General features: G+C 52.2%; 17 protein-coding genes, 1 tRNA gene and 2 other RNA genes. 10 read left to right on the top strand and 10 right to left on the bottom strand.

Features of this window, described 5'->3' with window-relative positions; all coding sequences use genetic code 11:
- The first annotated feature begins 254 nt into the window (after positions 1 to 254).
- A complete protein-coding gene (gene mdoC / locus C6A40_RS19380) occupies positions 255 to 1394 on the top strand; it encodes a glucans biosynthesis protein MdoC (RefSeq protein ID WP_008500838.1) in 1140 nt (379 codons plus the stop codon).
- Positions 1395 to 1428: 34 nt separating this feature from the next.
- Here mdoC and ymdB read toward each other — a convergent pair whose 3' ends face one another.
- The 5 genes from ymdB to csgB form a co-directional block, all read right to left on the bottom strand.
- Positions 1429 to 1971 carry an O-acetyl-ADP-ribose deacetylase gene (gene ymdB, locus C6A40_RS19375; RefSeq protein ID WP_045334683.1) on the bottom strand — a complete coding sequence of 181 codons (543 nt, stop codon included), beginning with the start codon at positions 1969 to 1971 and terminating at the stop codon, positions 1429 to 1431.
- 105 nt (positions 1972 to 2076) lie between these two features.
- Positions 2077 to 2397, bottom strand: a complete 321-nt coding sequence (locus tag C6A40_RS19370) for a type 1 fimbrial protein (protein ID WP_008500840.1) — start codon at positions 2395 to 2397, stop codon at positions 2077 to 2079.
- A gap of 160 nt (positions 2398 to 2557) precedes the next feature.
- Positions 2558 to 2890 carry a curli assembly chaperone CsgC gene (gene csgC, locus C6A40_RS19365; RefSeq protein WP_023343744.1) on the bottom strand — a complete coding sequence of 111 codons (333 nt, stop codon included), beginning with the start codon at positions 2888 to 2890 and terminating at the stop codon, positions 2558 to 2560.
- Positions 2891 to 2951: 61 nt separating this feature from the next.
- Positions 2952 to 3404, bottom strand: a complete 453-nt coding sequence (gene csgA / locus C6A40_RS19360) for a curli major subunit CsgA (RefSeq protein WP_008500842.1) — start codon at positions 3402 to 3404, stop codon at positions 2952 to 2954.
- A 41-nt stretch (positions 3405 to 3445) separates the two neighbouring features.
- The gene (csgB, locus tag C6A40_RS19355; protein WP_008500843.1) at positions 3446 to 3901 is read right to left on the bottom strand and encodes a curli minor subunit CsgB; all 456 of its coding nucleotides are present in this window, start codon (positions 3899 to 3901) and stop codon (positions 3446 to 3448) included.
- A gap of 763 nt (positions 3902 to 4664) precedes the next feature.
- On the opposite strand from csgB, the gene csgD reads away from it, so the two are divergent.
- Genes csgD through csgG form a run of 4 tightly spaced genes read left to right on the top strand, consistent with a single transcriptional unit; the run spans position 4665 to position 7006 of the window.
- Positions 4665 to 5315, top strand: coding sequence for a biofilm master transcriptional regulator CsgD (gene csgD, locus C6A40_RS19350; RefSeq protein ID WP_021240790.1), 651 nt, complete (start codon positions 4665 to 4667; stop codon positions 5313 to 5315).
- 4 nt (positions 5316 to 5319) lie between these two features.
- Positions 5320 to 5709: a curli production assembly/transport protein CsgE gene (csgE, locus tag C6A40_RS19345; protein ID WP_008500845.1), complete on the top strand. Its 390-nt coding sequence runs from the start codon at positions 5320 to 5322 to the stop codon at positions 5707 to 5709.
- 23 nt (positions 5710 to 5732) lie between these two features.
- Positions 5733 to 6146: a curli production assembly/transport protein CsgF gene (gene csgF / locus C6A40_RS19340; RefSeq protein ID WP_008500846.1), complete on the top strand. Its 414-nt coding sequence runs from the start codon at positions 5733 to 5735 to the stop codon at positions 6144 to 6146.
- Between the two features lie 26 nt (positions 6147 to 6172).
- On the top strand, positions 6173 to 7006 hold the full coding sequence (csgG, locus tag C6A40_RS19335) for a curli production assembly/transport protein CsgG (protein WP_021240792.1): 834 nt from the start codon (positions 6173 to 6175) through the stop codon (positions 7004 to 7006).
- A 43-nt stretch (positions 7007 to 7049) separates the two neighbouring features.
- Here csgG and C6A40_RS19330 read toward each other — a convergent pair whose 3' ends face one another.
- The 4 genes from C6A40_RS19330 to ghrA all read right to left on the bottom strand — a co-directional run bounded on the left by C6A40_RS19330 (position 7050) and on the right by ghrA (position 9965).
- The gene (locus tag C6A40_RS19330) at positions 7050 to 7532 is read right to left on the bottom strand and encodes a DUF1097 domain-containing protein (protein WP_072203727.1); all 483 of its coding nucleotides are present in this window, start codon (positions 7530 to 7532) and stop codon (positions 7050 to 7052) included.
- A 96-nt stretch (positions 7533 to 7628) separates the two neighbouring features.
- On the bottom strand, positions 7629 to 8183 hold the full coding sequence (locus C6A40_RS19325; protein WP_058657464.1) for a TorD/DmsD family molecular chaperone: 555 nt from the start codon (positions 8181 to 8183) through the stop codon (positions 7629 to 7631).
- A 21-nt stretch (positions 8184 to 8204) separates the two neighbouring features.
- On the bottom strand, positions 8205 to 8942 hold the full coding sequence (locus tag C6A40_RS19320; RefSeq protein WP_008500850.1) for a phosphatase: 738 nt from the start codon (positions 8940 to 8942) through the stop codon (positions 8205 to 8207).
- An 84-nt stretch (positions 8943 to 9026) separates the two neighbouring features.
- Complete coding sequence (gene ghrA / locus C6A40_RS19315; protein ID WP_021240795.1) at positions 9027 to 9965, bottom strand: glyoxylate/hydroxypyruvate reductase GhrA; 939 nt, start codon at positions 9963 to 9965, stop codon at positions 9027 to 9029.
- A gap of 232 nt (positions 9966 to 10197) precedes the next feature.
- Here ghrA and C6A40_RS19310 point away from each other — a divergent pair.
- The 3 genes from C6A40_RS19310 to C6A40_RS19300 all read left to right on the top strand — a co-directional run bounded on the left by C6A40_RS19310 (position 10198) and on the right by C6A40_RS19300 (position 10651).
- A tRNA-Ser gene (locus tag C6A40_RS19310) sits at positions 10198 to 10285 on the top strand.
- 46 nt (positions 10286 to 10331) lie between these two features.
- Positions 10332 to 10468, top strand: a non-coding RNA gene (locus tag C6A40_RS19305) — RtT sRNA.
- 46 nt (positions 10469 to 10514) lie between these two features.
- Positions 10515 to 10651: non-coding RNA, RtT sRNA (locus tag C6A40_RS19300), on the top strand.
- A 133-nt stretch (positions 10652 to 10784) separates the two neighbouring features.
- Here C6A40_RS19300 and C6A40_RS19295 read toward each other — a convergent pair.
- Positions 10785 to 11690, bottom strand: coding sequence for a LysR family transcriptional regulator (locus C6A40_RS19295; RefSeq protein ID WP_045334688.1), 906 nt, complete (start codon positions 11688 to 11690; stop codon positions 10785 to 10787).
- A gap of 109 nt (positions 11691 to 11799) precedes the next feature.
- On the opposite strand from C6A40_RS19295, the gene C6A40_RS19290 reads away from it, so the two are divergent.
- Together C6A40_RS19290 and C6A40_RS19285 are read left to right on the top strand one after the other, a co-directional pair.
- Positions 11800 to 12660, top strand: a complete 861-nt coding sequence (locus C6A40_RS19290; protein ID WP_045334690.1) for a pirin family protein — start codon at positions 11800 to 11802, stop codon at positions 12658 to 12660.
- Between the two features lie 20 nt (positions 12661 to 12680).
- Positions 12681 to 13358 (top strand): isochorismatase family protein, encoded by a 678-nt coding sequence (locus C6A40_RS19285; RefSeq protein ID WP_008503510.1) that lies wholly within the window; start codon positions 12681 to 12683, stop codon positions 13356 to 13358.
- Positions 13359 to 13575: the final 217 nt, after the last annotated feature.

Genomic DNA, 13575 nt, shown 5'->3' with positions numbered 1-13575 from the left:
AATAAGTAAGCACTTCCCCCTTTGTGTGCTTATATCGATCCGATCCATTTTAATGGAAACTCAGGCAATCCGACAACATTATCACTGCTTTGTTCAGCTGCTGGCTCATGGATTAAGCAAATGAAAGAACCCATTATTCACTTTGCGTGCTTATCCTGGAGACAGGGTGTCGGTCTTGGTGTAGGGTTGCTTTCGAATGTAACCATTATGAGTCTTAGGGATAAGACGAAAAGTCTGAGAATGCACAACGTTATATGAGCACAACACCAACAGAACGTGAATATTTCCTCGACTCGATCCGGGCATGGCTGATGCTATTGGGGATCCCTTTTCACATATCACTGATTTACTCCAGCCACACCTGGCATGTGAATAGCCAGATGCCCTCCTGGTGGCTGACGCTGTTTAATGACTTTATTCACGCCTTCCGTATGCAGGTGTTTTTTGTCATCTCCGGCTATTTCTCTTACATGCTGTTTCTGCGATACCCGCTTAAACGCTGGTGGAAGGTGCGCGTCGAGCGCGTGGGGATCCCCATGCTGACCGCGATTCCGCTACTGACGCTGCCTCAGTTCATTATGCTGCAGTACGTCAAAGGCAAAGCGGAAAACTGGCCGAATCTGTCACTGTATGAAAAGTACAATACGCTGGTCTGGGAGCTGGTGTCTCACCTGTGGTTCCTGCTGGTCCTGGTGGTGCTCACTACGGTGAGCCTGTTCATTTTCAGCCGCCTGCGTCACCACCTGAGTTCGAGAGCTGACGCCTTTTTCGCCACCGTTACGCTGGGCAAACTGTCGGTGCTCTTCTTGCTGTTGGGTATCGCTTACGCCGCGGTGAGACGCATCCTGTTTATCGTCTATCCACCGATACTGAGCGACGGCCTGTTTAATTTTGTGGTGATGCAGTCCCTTTTCTACATTCCGTTCTTTTTAATTGGCGCGCTGGCGTTTATTTACCCGAAGCTGAAAGCGCTGTTTACTACCCCGTCACCGTGGTGTGCTGTAGGTGCGGCCATCGCGTTCGCGGCCTATCTGCTGAACCAGCGCTACGGGAGCGGTGACGCCTGGATGTACGAAACGGAAAGCGTGATCACCATGCTGCTGGGTTTATGGATGGTGAACGTAGTATTCGCGCTCGGCCACCGCCTGCTGAACTTTAAGTCCAGCCGCGTGACCTACTTCGTGAATGCGTCGCTGTTTATTTATCTGGTGCATCACCCGCTCACGCTCTTCTTCGGGGCTTACATCACCCCGCATATCGCCTCTAACACGCTGGGCTTCTTTACCGGTCTGGTGTTTGTCGTGGGGATTGCGATCGTGCTCTATGAAATCCACCTGCGGATCCCGCTTTTGCGTTTCCTCTTCTCAGGAAAACCTCAGGTAAAAGCCTCATAAACAACCGCGGCGCACTCAGTGCGCCGCGGTTGCTTCAGGTGTCCAGTTCCTGCCCGCGCTGGGTCAGCAACCGTTGATAAAGGTGGGTGGTTTCTTCATCGAAACAGACAAAGATAACTTTCTCAGGCATCGGTTTTAGCGACAGATAGCGGTAAACGGTGTCGACGGCGATCGTAGCGGCAGCCGCCTTAGGATAGCCATACACCCCGGTACTGATGGCCGGGAACGCCATTGTTTTATAGCCGTTGTCGGCAGCCAGCCGCAGACAGTTCCGGTAAGCCTCTTCCAGAATACTCGCCTCGTGCCGATCGCCACCATGCCAGACAGGCCCTACGGCGTGGATCACCGCTTTGGCAGGCAGATCGCCCGCAAGCGTAATGACCGCATGGCCGGGAGGACATTCGCCCTGCTGTTGCCGTACGGTTTTGCAGGCTTCCAGCAGCTGCGGTCCGGCAGCCCGGTGGATAGCGCCGTCCACACCGCCTCCCCCCATCAGGGAGGAATTGGCCGCATTGACGATGACGTCGACGTGCATGGTCGTAATATCACCATGAATAACTTCAATTTGCGGTTTCATAAAGCCCCTCTGCAACCCGCCTTTTTATTAAGTGTATCGCAGGGCTGCCCGGGAGAAAAAACTATCAGAAAAAATCCTCTTCCGCACAAAGCGGAAGAGAGAACGCTATCGATACTGGATTTCGACAACCGCGAGCGTTTTTTCAGGGTTAAGGTATTTCATGCGGAGCGACACCAGATCTGAATCGGACACTTTGCCATTAAGCGCCTCTTCATAACTGACCATGCGCGTTTGCATACGATTATTATCCGGACAGGACATAGCAAACTGTCTTTGCTGCGGCGTAACTTCACAGGGGTCTGCAACAATGGCACCGCGAAAATGAATAACGCCACCGTTCACAATGGTAGCCGAATAAACCGGGAGGCTAAAAACAGAAACAATCAGGCCCAGACCCGTCACGAGTCGAGCGAAAGAGTGGTTCATTATCGGTACTCCTCAATGAAAATCGTCCTTGAGGGGTAAACGCACTTCATTATGACAAACGAAGTCTCACGTTAAGGAACATAATGACCTGATCCCTGATATCAGCATAGCTCAACGGCACAGACCCGCCACATTCGCAACACATTGATTTCATGAATGATTAAAGCGAACGTTCCGCTGGCGACCACTGCTGTGATAAATGAAGCGATTTACCGTCTGAAACGGTGACAACGATTTTTACCGTGTCTCCCGCATTAATATTTAAACTCAGGCGCATTAAATCAATCGTCTGATTAGCGGGTATAAAAAGGGTATTTTGCTGTCGGGACGAACTTTGTCCCCCCTGCCCTTCCCGAACGGAAACAATCTGAACCTGACAATCACACGGCTGCGCCAGGGTGACCTGAGGAATAATGGTGGTCATATTTTCCTGCTGCGACGTTTTGAAAGTTATCTGGCTGGAAAGCGCGGCAAGAAGAATTAAGGTATTCATGATGAACTCCCGAAAAAAAACAGGGCATCAGCCCTGTTTTTTTGTAGCACAGATTTCAGTATCAGTACTGATGAGCTGTCGCGTGGTTACCAAAGCCAATCTGGGTAACGTTGACAGTAGAGTTAGAGGCAGTCTGGTCGACGAGGGCGCCGTTAAAGCCGCCGGACTGGCTAACGTTCATAACAGATTTTTTGCTGTTCCACTGATCCAGTGTTGCACTGTTGCCAAATCCTTTCTGGGTCAGGTTGATTTTACTGTCATCAGAACCCTGACCAACGTCAGCGCCGTTACCGCCACCTTTCTGGGTAATATTCAGCACGGAATTTCTGGCGTCTGTCTGCAGAGCAACCGCGGAGTTACCGCCACCGTCCTGATAAATATTCAGGGTTGAATTTGGGCCACTGTATCCGCCATGACCATGCCCATGGCCCCAGCCGCCCTGATTAATAGAACCCGCCATAGCACTACCAGAAACTACGATTGCTGCAAGCGCTGCCACTTTGAGAAATTTCATGGTAAACCCCCATCGGATTGATTAAAATCGTCGCGAATGCGCTAATGTTGAATAACGTTAATCGCCATTTGCGACTGTTTCTGCACTACAACTGCGGTTTTCTGCGTACCGTACTGCGTAATATTTGCTCTATTACCCGACCCTTTCTGGATAATTTTCGCGCTATTACCGTATCCCTCTTGCGTAATACCTGCATCATTCGCGGTACCGCTCTGATCGATCCAGGCTATATTGTAACTCCCTGATTGATCAACTCTTGCTCTGTTGCCCGCCCCATCCTGTGAAACAATGGACAAGAGTTTTGAACCTTCCTGGCGAACCTGAGCGTCATTAAAAACACCCTGTTGACCAATAATGGCTGCCTGATTGAGTGATGAAAGACTTAATTCGTTAACCGCAAAATTATATTCAGCATTGGCTAAATCTGAATTCGCTGCGGTTACAAATCCAGGCGCACCCAGTAATGTAAACACCATAAATAACGATGTGTATTTCATGTTGTCACCCTGGACCTGGTTATTTAATCACGCCATAACCTATAACCGTGTTACTTGTAAAAACGATGCGTATTGTGTTAACGCGTCGTTACGGTGAAGAGTATGTCCGCTGAAACATTTTAAATATCTCACCCGCGCGGCTTATTTTTATTTTTCGGATCACCACAAAGTCGTAATTTACGACAAAAATCACTTTACTCAGGCCAGCTTATATTTTTTATTTCCCCTGTCCAACAATCAGGTTGTACAACGAGGCGAAGGCTGTCCACGCGTCTTCTCGCGTTGTTTAAACGTAACGGCAGAAGGACACTTTTTCACAGTCGTGACACGAAGCCCGTTTTCTTAAGCCAGACAACCGCGCATTTATGGGCTTAGAAATAATCTGTACCTCATACTGTTTTATCGTTCGCATAAAATAATAAATATACCTAAGAATCAATGATATATAAATATTTGTATGATTTTTAAAAACTGTGCATCTCTATTTAGATGTACAACTTTCTCATCATTTCTCGCCATTCATCACAAGTGATTTTCACAAATTAATATTGATTTTTACATTCGGTTACATGTTTAACACTTGCTTTAAACTTCGTAAAAGCTAGATTGAAATTAGATGTACGAAATTGGTTTTATATTTACCTCCCCGTGGAGGTTATGGTCTGATTCTACACACAGCAGTGCAACATCTGTCAGTACTTCTGGTGTCCTCTATTAAACAGGAGGACAGCTGCCAGGTGCCAAAAAAAAGTGGGGTTTCATCATGTATAATGAAGTCCATAGTTTACATGGTCATACATTACTGTTGATCACAAAACCTTCTTTGCAAGCGACAGCGTTATTACAACATTTAAAGCAATCTTTATCACTGAACGGGAAATTGCATAATATTCAACGTTCTTTTGATGATATTGCACCTGGCAGCATCATTCTGTTCGATATGATGGAGGCTGATAAAAAGCTCATCCATTACTGGCAAGATATTTTAAGCAGGAAAAACAATAATATCCGCGTGCTATTATTGAATACGCCTGATGAATATCCTTTCAGGGATATTGAAAGCTGGCCGCATATCAATGGCGTGTTCTACGTCACGGAAGAAGAAGACCGGGTAGTTGAGGGTCTGCAAGGCATATTGCGCGGAGAGTGTTATTTTTCGCAAAAGCTGGCCAGCTACCTCATCACGCACTCCGGAAATTATCGCTATAACAGCTCAGAGTCAGCACTGCTCACGCACCGTGAGAAAGAGATCCTGAATAAGTTACGCATTGGTGCTTCAAATATTGAAATCGCCCGTTCGTTATTTATCAGCGAAAATACGGTAAAGACGCACCTTTATAATCTTTTCAAGAAGATAGCTGTAAAAAACCGAACTCAGGCAGTTTCGTGGGCAAACGATAACCTCAGGCGTTAATCACATGAAGCGCACGTTGAGTTGGATCGCCGCAGCGAGTTTCCTGCTCGCTGCCGGGAATCTGAAGGCCGTCGAGGTCGAAGTTCCCGGATTGTTAACAGACCACACTGTCTCATCGGTCGGGCACAGTTTTTATCGAGCCTTCAGTGACAAATGGGACAGTACTTATACCGGAAATATAACAATCAACGAGCGGCCCAGTGCACGATGGGGAAGTTGGATAACAATAACGGCCAATCAGTACGTTATTTATCAAACGTTTTTATTCCCCACTAAAATGGACTTCGATAAAAACGTAGCCCTGGCACTGGCCCAATCAGAAGACGCTATTAATCGCCTGCAAATAGATAAAGCCCTATTAAGCACCAGCGATTTAGCTAAAGACGAGTTCTAGCGAACCGATATGCGGAGGCTGTCATGCGTATTGCATATGCAGTTGTTTCGATAATGCTAATAACACCTATAAGCTGGGCCGGAAATATGACGTTTCAGTTCCGTAACCCTAACTTTGGCGGTAACCCTAACAACGGCGCCTTTCTGCTGAATGAAGCGCAGGCGCAAAACTCCTATAAGGACCCAAGCTTAAAGGATTTTAGCGTTGATACCCCATCCGCACTGGACAACTTCACTCAGGCTATCCAGTCGCAGATTTTAGGCGGGTTACTGACCAACATTAATACCGGCAAACCCGGCCGGATGGTGACCAACGATTTTATCGTTGATATCGCCAACACTGATGGACAGCTTCAGCTGAACGTGACCGATCGTAAAACCGGAAGGATCTCCACTATTCAGGTTTCCGGTCTACAAAGTAATTCAACTGACTTTTAAACAATAGCTAAATAAGGACAACGATCATGCAGCGCTTCCTGATATTTGTTGCAGTGTGCTTATTGAGCGGTTGTTTAACTGCTCCACCTAAAGAAGCTGCAAAACCAACATTAATGCCTCGGGCCCAGAGTTATCGTGATTTAACGCATTTACCTGCTCCAACGGGGAAAATATTTGTCTCCGTATACAACATTCAGGATGAAACCGGGCAATTTAAGCCTTACCCGGCAAGTAACTTCTCCACGGCCGTGCCGCAAAGTGCCACCGCGATGCTGGTTACCGCGCTCAAGGATTCGCACTGGTTTATTCCGCTGGAACGTCAGGGTCTTCAGAACCTGTTGAATGAACGGAAAATCATTCGTGCCGCACAGGAGAATGGTACCGTCGCGGCCAATAACCGCACGCCTCTGGAATCTCTGGCGGCAGCGAACGTGATGATTGAAGGATCGATTATTGGTTACGAAAGTAACGTTAAATCGGGTGGTGCGGGCGCGCGGTACTTCGGTATCGGTGCGGATACCCAGTACCAGCTCGACCAAATCGCCGTTAACCTGCGTGTGGTCAACGTCAGTACAGGCGAAGTGCTCTCTTCGGTGAACACCAGCAAAACCATCCTGTCTTATGAAGTTCAGGCAGGGGTATTCCGCTTCATCGATTACCAGCGTTTGCTGGAGGGTGAAATTGGCTACACCTCTAACGAGCCGGTCATGATGTGTCTGATGTCGGCCATTGAAACCGGCGTGATCTTCTTAATCAACGACGGTATTGACCGCGGGCTGTGGGATCTGCAAAACAAAGCAGACGTGCAGAACCCGATACTGGTGAAATACCGCGATATGTCAGTCCCTCCGGAATCCTGACAGGAAGCGCATAAAAAAGGCGAGATGATTATCTCGCCTTTTTTTATTCGCTCACCGCCGTGATGTCTTGCGCTTTTTCCCGCCGCGACGCCAGCCAAAGACCGCTGTTTTTCATGGCATAGCCAAACAGCAACCCCAGCGCCAGGGAAGGCACCACCAGCTTCCAGTCACCCTGCCCTGCAAAGGTCGCGCACGCCCCGATAAAGGTGCCCGGCACAAACGAAAGCAGGAGATGCTTAGCCTGAATACACATCAGGAAGGCAACAACGCCCGTCATAATGTACCCCAGCATCTCCAGATGCGGCGCCAGCGCGCTGCCTTTCATGATCACCAGCGCCCAGATAACCCCGCTCATTAGCGTGCAGCCTGAGATAAAGAGCCCTTTGACGCCCCCCTGCGGGCAGGCGAAATAGGCCGTACAGCCAAGGAATCCAGCCCAGCTGAGCAATCCGAGAGACACGGCCACCCATCCCCAGAGCCCGGAGAGAATGCCTGTTGTTATTGCGATACAAAGTAATATGTTCATGGCGCGCATCTTAGCAGAAGCGCACCATAGAAATGCGATCAGAAGCACATTATGTGCAAATTGAAATGCGGCGTTGCAGGATTTATGTGATCTAAATCACTCTTCGTTCTCTTCTTCCAGCTCATCCCACATCGCCGCAATTGCGTCGCGGGTCAGCGGTGCCAGCGTTCTCCAGAATGGCGAGGCGGCGTGGGCTTCGACTTTCCCAAGGAATGTTCCGACCCACGGCAGCAGGTACGTTTCGAAAAGCGTTTCGATGGCTTCGTTCTCATCATCCCCGGCGTTATCTTCAATCCAGGAAGCGGCCAGCAGCAGCGTACCGATATGATCCGCAGGCGTATCGCTCAGCGGCATACCGCGCGTGGAGAGGAAAGCACGGACTTCCGCTTCCGTCGCCCCTTCCTGCCAGGCAGAACGGTATGGCGAAACGCGGCACTCATCGCCGACGAACAGCGCATTGTAATCGGACGCAATCTGCTGCATGTCGCAGCTTTTTTGCAGACGCGCCAGTAAATCATCCTGTTCCAGCGGCCAGTTCTCCGCCAGCTTACCTTCACGAATCAACGTAAAGAGCGGAACCAACAGCGGGTCTTGCGGCTGGCGATAATAGAGCGTACCCAGCACGCGGCAAAGGATGGAAAACTCGTTCATTTTTATTATTCCATTACACAATTAAAGATCGGCAAATTCGGCAATCGGCTCCATGCCGCGCGATTCGAGGAAATCGAGCATGCGGCGCGGAGTCACGTTCAGGATTTGCGCTTCCGGGAAGTTAACGTCATTGAGCACTTTCAGGCACTCGCTGAAATCACCCAGCGTAAAGGCGGTATGGGAATCCGAACCCAACGCCACCATGCCGCCCGCATCGCGTACGGCGGCGGCCACTTCGCGGCAGTTGGCTTCACTGCCCTTGCGCGAGTGAACAAAGGAGGAGTTGTTAATCTCCAGCGCCACGCGGTGCTTCGCTGCCGCCTGCGCGACAGCCTGAATATCAATCGGGTACTTCGGGTTGCCGGGGTGGCTGATAATGTGCACATTGCCGCTGGCAATGGTGGCAATCATCGCCGCGGTGTTGGTCTCTTTATCCTGAGGTGCAAAAACCGGCTCGTGGAAACCGGCGAGGATAAGATCCAGAGACGTCAGCATCGGCCCGGTGCAGTCGATCTCACCGTCGGTATTTTTGATATTCGCCTCGATGCCGCGCAGTATCCCAATGCCGTCCACCAGACGTGGCCAGATCCGCATATTCACAAAATGCCAGTAGTGCGGCGCATCCGCCATGTCCGGACCATGATCGGTGATCGCGAACAGCTTAATGCCTTTCAGCTTCGCCTGGGCAATATAATCATGGAGGTTACTATACGCGTGGGTACTGGCGACGGTGTGCATATGCAGGTCAACGGGATACATCTCTCTCTCCTCTGCGGTTTTTCCAAAGGATAGCAGTTATCAGCGGCGAATATTAGCAAAAACCCGGCGAACGCCGGGTTTCTCTCAGTAGCCGCGCTGTCTGTCAACCTGGCCGGTGACCGCGTTACCCTTTTCCATTTCGCTGATGGTATGAGATATGTACGCCACCGCTTCTGCCGGACGCGTCACGGCGGCCACGTGCGGGGTCATCGCCACGCGCGGATGTGCCCACAGTGGGCTTTCCACCGGCAGCGGCTCACGGCTATAGACATCCAGCATGGCGCCTTTTAGCTTTCCGCTGTCCAGCGCCTTCAGCAGATCGGGCTCGACCAGATGCACCCCGCGCGCCAGGTTCATCAGGTAGCTCTGATCGGCTAACTGGTTGAGCAAGGTTTCATTGATGATCCCTACCGTTTCCGCCGTGTTGGGCAGCAGGTTGATCAGCACGCGCGTGCCGTTCAGAAAGGCCGGAAGCTCATCCGTTCCGGCAAAGCTCTCTACGCCCGGATAGTCCTTACGGCTGCGGCTCCAGCAGCGCAGCGGGAAGCCCCACGGAGCGAGGGCTTCAGCCACTTTTGAGCCCAGCACGCCCGCACCGAGGATGCCGATCGTAAAGTCTTCGCGACGGTAATCCGGCAGCGGCTCCCAGTGGGCCTGCTGTTTAAAGGCCTGATAGTCATCAAAGCGGCGGAACCAGTGCAGCACCTGGCTGACGGCATATTCCTGCATCTGCTGGCCCATGCCGGTATCTTCCAGGCGGAACAGGGGAATCGCTTCCGGCAGCATGTCAGGGTGCGCCTTCAGCTTGCTCAGAATGGAATCCACGCCCGCCCCCAGGGCAAAAACGGCCTTCAGCTTACGGCCCTGGAGCATTTCTACCGGCGGATGCCAGACCAGCGCATAGTCAGCATGTTCGTTATCTCCACGCTTCCACTCGCGAACGCGTGCGCCGGGTAAAGCTGCCGTGAGCGCCTCGATCCAGTAGGCCGTATCAAACGTGGGGTGATAGAAAAGTATATCCATAGTCATTCCTGCCTTTTATTGCGCTGATTTATTTTGCTTTTTAACGAGGTTGTCAGCATAACAAATTTATTGCGCGGCTGTGTTGCTGATAAAAAAGACGCTTTCAGCACAATTAAGAATCATGTTGCCTGAAGTTTGTCTAAACGCGCTAATTTACTGAAAAAGTGAGTTGACGGCAGTTCGGCTTTTCCTTACATTAGCGCCCGTCCCGTCAACAACGGGATGACAATATGGTGAGGTGTCCGAGTGGCTGAAGGAGCACGCCTGGAAAGTGTGTATACGGCAACGTATCGGGGGTTCGAATCCCCCCCTCACCGCCATATTTAAAGAAGAGCTCGCATGAAAATGCGGGCTTTTTTTTCGCATATTGCACGCATGCAGGGGGGATGAGAATCCCCGACCGGGGTTCGACAACTGGCGACAGCCAGTTGGACAGACTGTGAGCGTCGCGAACAGGCTGCCCGCAGGGCGAGCGAAGCGAGTCAATCCCCCCCTCACCGCCATATTTAAAGAAGAGCTCGCATGAAAATGCGGGCTTTTTTTTCGCATATTGCACGCATGCAGGGGGGATGAGAATCCCCGACCGGGGTTCGACAACTGGCGACAGCCAGTTGGACAGACTGTGAGCGTCGCGAACAGGCTGCCCGCAGGGCGAGCGAAGCGAGTCAATCCCCCCCTCACCGCCATATTTGAGATGAGAGCTCGTACGAAAGTACGGGCTTTTTTCTTTTATATTCTCCGAAAGGGGGGAATTCGAACCTTGAAACTCCCTGCGCTCTTTATGTCGGGTGGCGCTGCGCTTACCCAACCTACAAAAAGCTACTCCTCCACCATCTTCGCATACTCTTCAGTCAGAAAATCCACCAGCGTCCTGACCGACGGCAGCATGCCGCGCCGCGAAGGATAAACCGCGTGAATCACTTCCCGTCGGGGTTCCCACGCGTCCAGCACCCGTACCAGTTCCCCTGACGCAAGCTGATCCTTCACCATCAATATCGGCAACTGTACAACGCCCACGCCCGCCATCGCTGCTTCCCGCAATGCCAGCATGTCGGTGGTAATAAAGCGCGGTGCGTAGTGGATCTCCGCTTTCGCCCCTTCTGGACCACTGAGCTCCCATTTATGCACCTGTTTACCGGCCCCCATACTTAATCCAGGCCATTCACTGAGCTCGGAAGGCATTCGCGGTTTACCCATACATTCAATCAACTGCGGACTTGCCACCAGGCAATGCCCCCTGTCAGCCAGCACCCTTAACACCAGATCGCTGTCATCAAACGGACGCGGACGCACGCGGATAGCCACATCAATACCTTCGCCAACAAGATCGACCCGACGATTGGTGGCCTCAAGCTGGAGATTAATCCCGGGGTAGCGCGCCATAAACCGCGCCAGCATCGGTCCCACGTGGACGTGCAGTAACGTGACGGGACAGGTGATCCTGACGACGCCGCGCGGCTCAGCCTGCAGCGCAGCAACGGCCTCCTCTGCCGCTTCTGCTTCTATCAGCATTGCCTTACAGTGCTGATAGAAAGTGTGCCCCACTTCCGTCACCGTAAACTGCCGCGTCGTGCGCTGTATCAACCGTACGCCAAGCCGCTCCTCCAGCTGCGCAATCCTGCGGCTCAGTTTGGACTTGGGTTGGTCAAGCGCCCTTCCCGCCGCCGCAAACCCCCCGTACTCCACCACCTTCACAAACCAGACGAAGTCATTGAGATCCTGCATAAATCCTCATCGTTCTATTTTCAGAACAGTGAATGCCATTTTCACTATCTACCGGGATATTAACCCTGAATATAAGCTAATTACATCAACAGAACATCAGGAGTTAATCATGAAAAACATCACTGGCGTTTATACCGCGCCACGTCAGCACTGGGTGGGCGACGGTTTCCCGGTCCGTTCAATGTTCTCTTATCAGACGCACGGCGAGCCGCTCAGCCCGTTCCTGCTGCTGGACTACGCGGGCCCGTACACCTTTCCGGCAGACGGTGCGAAACGCGGCGTCGGCCAACACCCTCACCGGGGTTTTGAGACGGTCACTCTCGTCTATGCCGGTGAAGTGGAGCATCGCGACTCCACGGGGAAAGGCGGCGTCATTGGCCCCGGCGACGTGCAGTGGATGACCGCCGGCGCAGGCATTTTGCACGAGGAGTTCCACTCCAGCGCGTTCTCGCAAAAAGGCGGAGAACTCAAAATGATGCAGCTTTGGGTCAACCTGCCGGCGAAAGACAAGATGGCCGCACCGGGCTACCAGAGCATCACGAAAGCCGACATCCCGGTAGTGACGCTGCCTGACGACGGTGGAACGCTGCGGGTTATTGCCGGTCGCTACGACACGGTGACCGGCCCGGCGCACACCTTCTCGCCGCTCAACGTCTGGGACATCGCGCTGAACCAGGGAAGCCATCTGACGCTCGCTCAGCCGGAAGGCTGGAGCACGGCGCTGGTCGTGCTTGAAGGCAGCATCACGGTAAACGGTACCGCTCAGGCGGGTGAAGCCCAGCTGGTCGTGTTAAGTCAGGAAGGCGACAAACTGCACCTGGAAGCGAACAGCGATGCAAAAGTGCTGCTGATGGCCGGCGAGCCGCTGAATGAACCGATCGTGGGCTATGGCCCGTTTGTGATGAACAGTAAAACCGAAATCAACGAAGCCATTCGTGATTTCAATTCCGGCCGCTTCGGCCAGCTCTGAACGTAATAAAGGAGAAGAACATGTCTACACCTGCGAACTTTAATGGAACCCGTCCGGTCATCGATGTGAACGATGCTGTGATGCTCCTTATCGATCACCAGAGCGGTCTGTTCCAGACCGTTGGTGATATGCCAATGCCGGAACTGCGTGCCCGTGCGGCAGCGCTGGCAAAAATCGCTACCCTGGCGAAGATCCCGGTGATCACCACCGCATCCGTCCCGCAAGGGCCGAACGGACCGCTTATCCCGGAGATCCACGCCAACGCGCCGCATGCGCAATATGTTGCCCGTAAAGGCGAGATCAACGCCTGGGATAACCCGGAATTCGTGGCGGCGGTAAAAGCCACCGGGCGTAAGACGTTGATCATTGCGGGTACCATTACCAGCGTCTGCATGGCCTTCCCGTCGATCAGCGCGGTGGCGGACGGGTATAAGGTGTTTGCGGTGATTGATGCCTCCGGCACCTACAGCAAAATGGCGCAGGAGATCACGCTGGCGCGCGTTGTACAGGCCGGTGTGGTCCCGATGGATACGGCGGCGGTGGCCTCTGAGATCCAGCGTACCTGGAACCGTGAAGATGCGGCGGAGTGGGCGGAAGTGTACACCCACATCTTCCCGGCTTATCAGCTGCTGATCGAAAGCTACAGCAAAGCACAGGAAGTGGTTAAAAACAGCGAAGTGCTCGATTCACAGCGTTAATCCCCTGCTCCGCGGCGTAAAAACCGTGGAGCTGATTATTGCTTAACCGAACAGGCACTAAAGCTGAAAATCTGCTTGACCGTGTCAGCGCAACTCCCTATAGTAGCGCCCCGTTGCCCCCCACGCGGTCAGGCAGCAAAACAATATGGTGAGGTGTCCGAGTGGCTGAAGGAGCACGCCTGGAAAGTGTGTATACGGCAACGTATCGGGGGTTCGA

This window comes from Enterobacter sp. GER_MD16_1505_Eko_090 (genome assembly GCF_003331015.1).
GTDB classification, from domain to species: domain Bacteria; phylum Pseudomonadota; class Gammaproteobacteria; order Enterobacterales; family Enterobacteriaceae; genus Enterobacter; species Enterobacter roggenkampii.
This window is presented reverse-complemented; position numbering and strand designations above follow the sequence as displayed.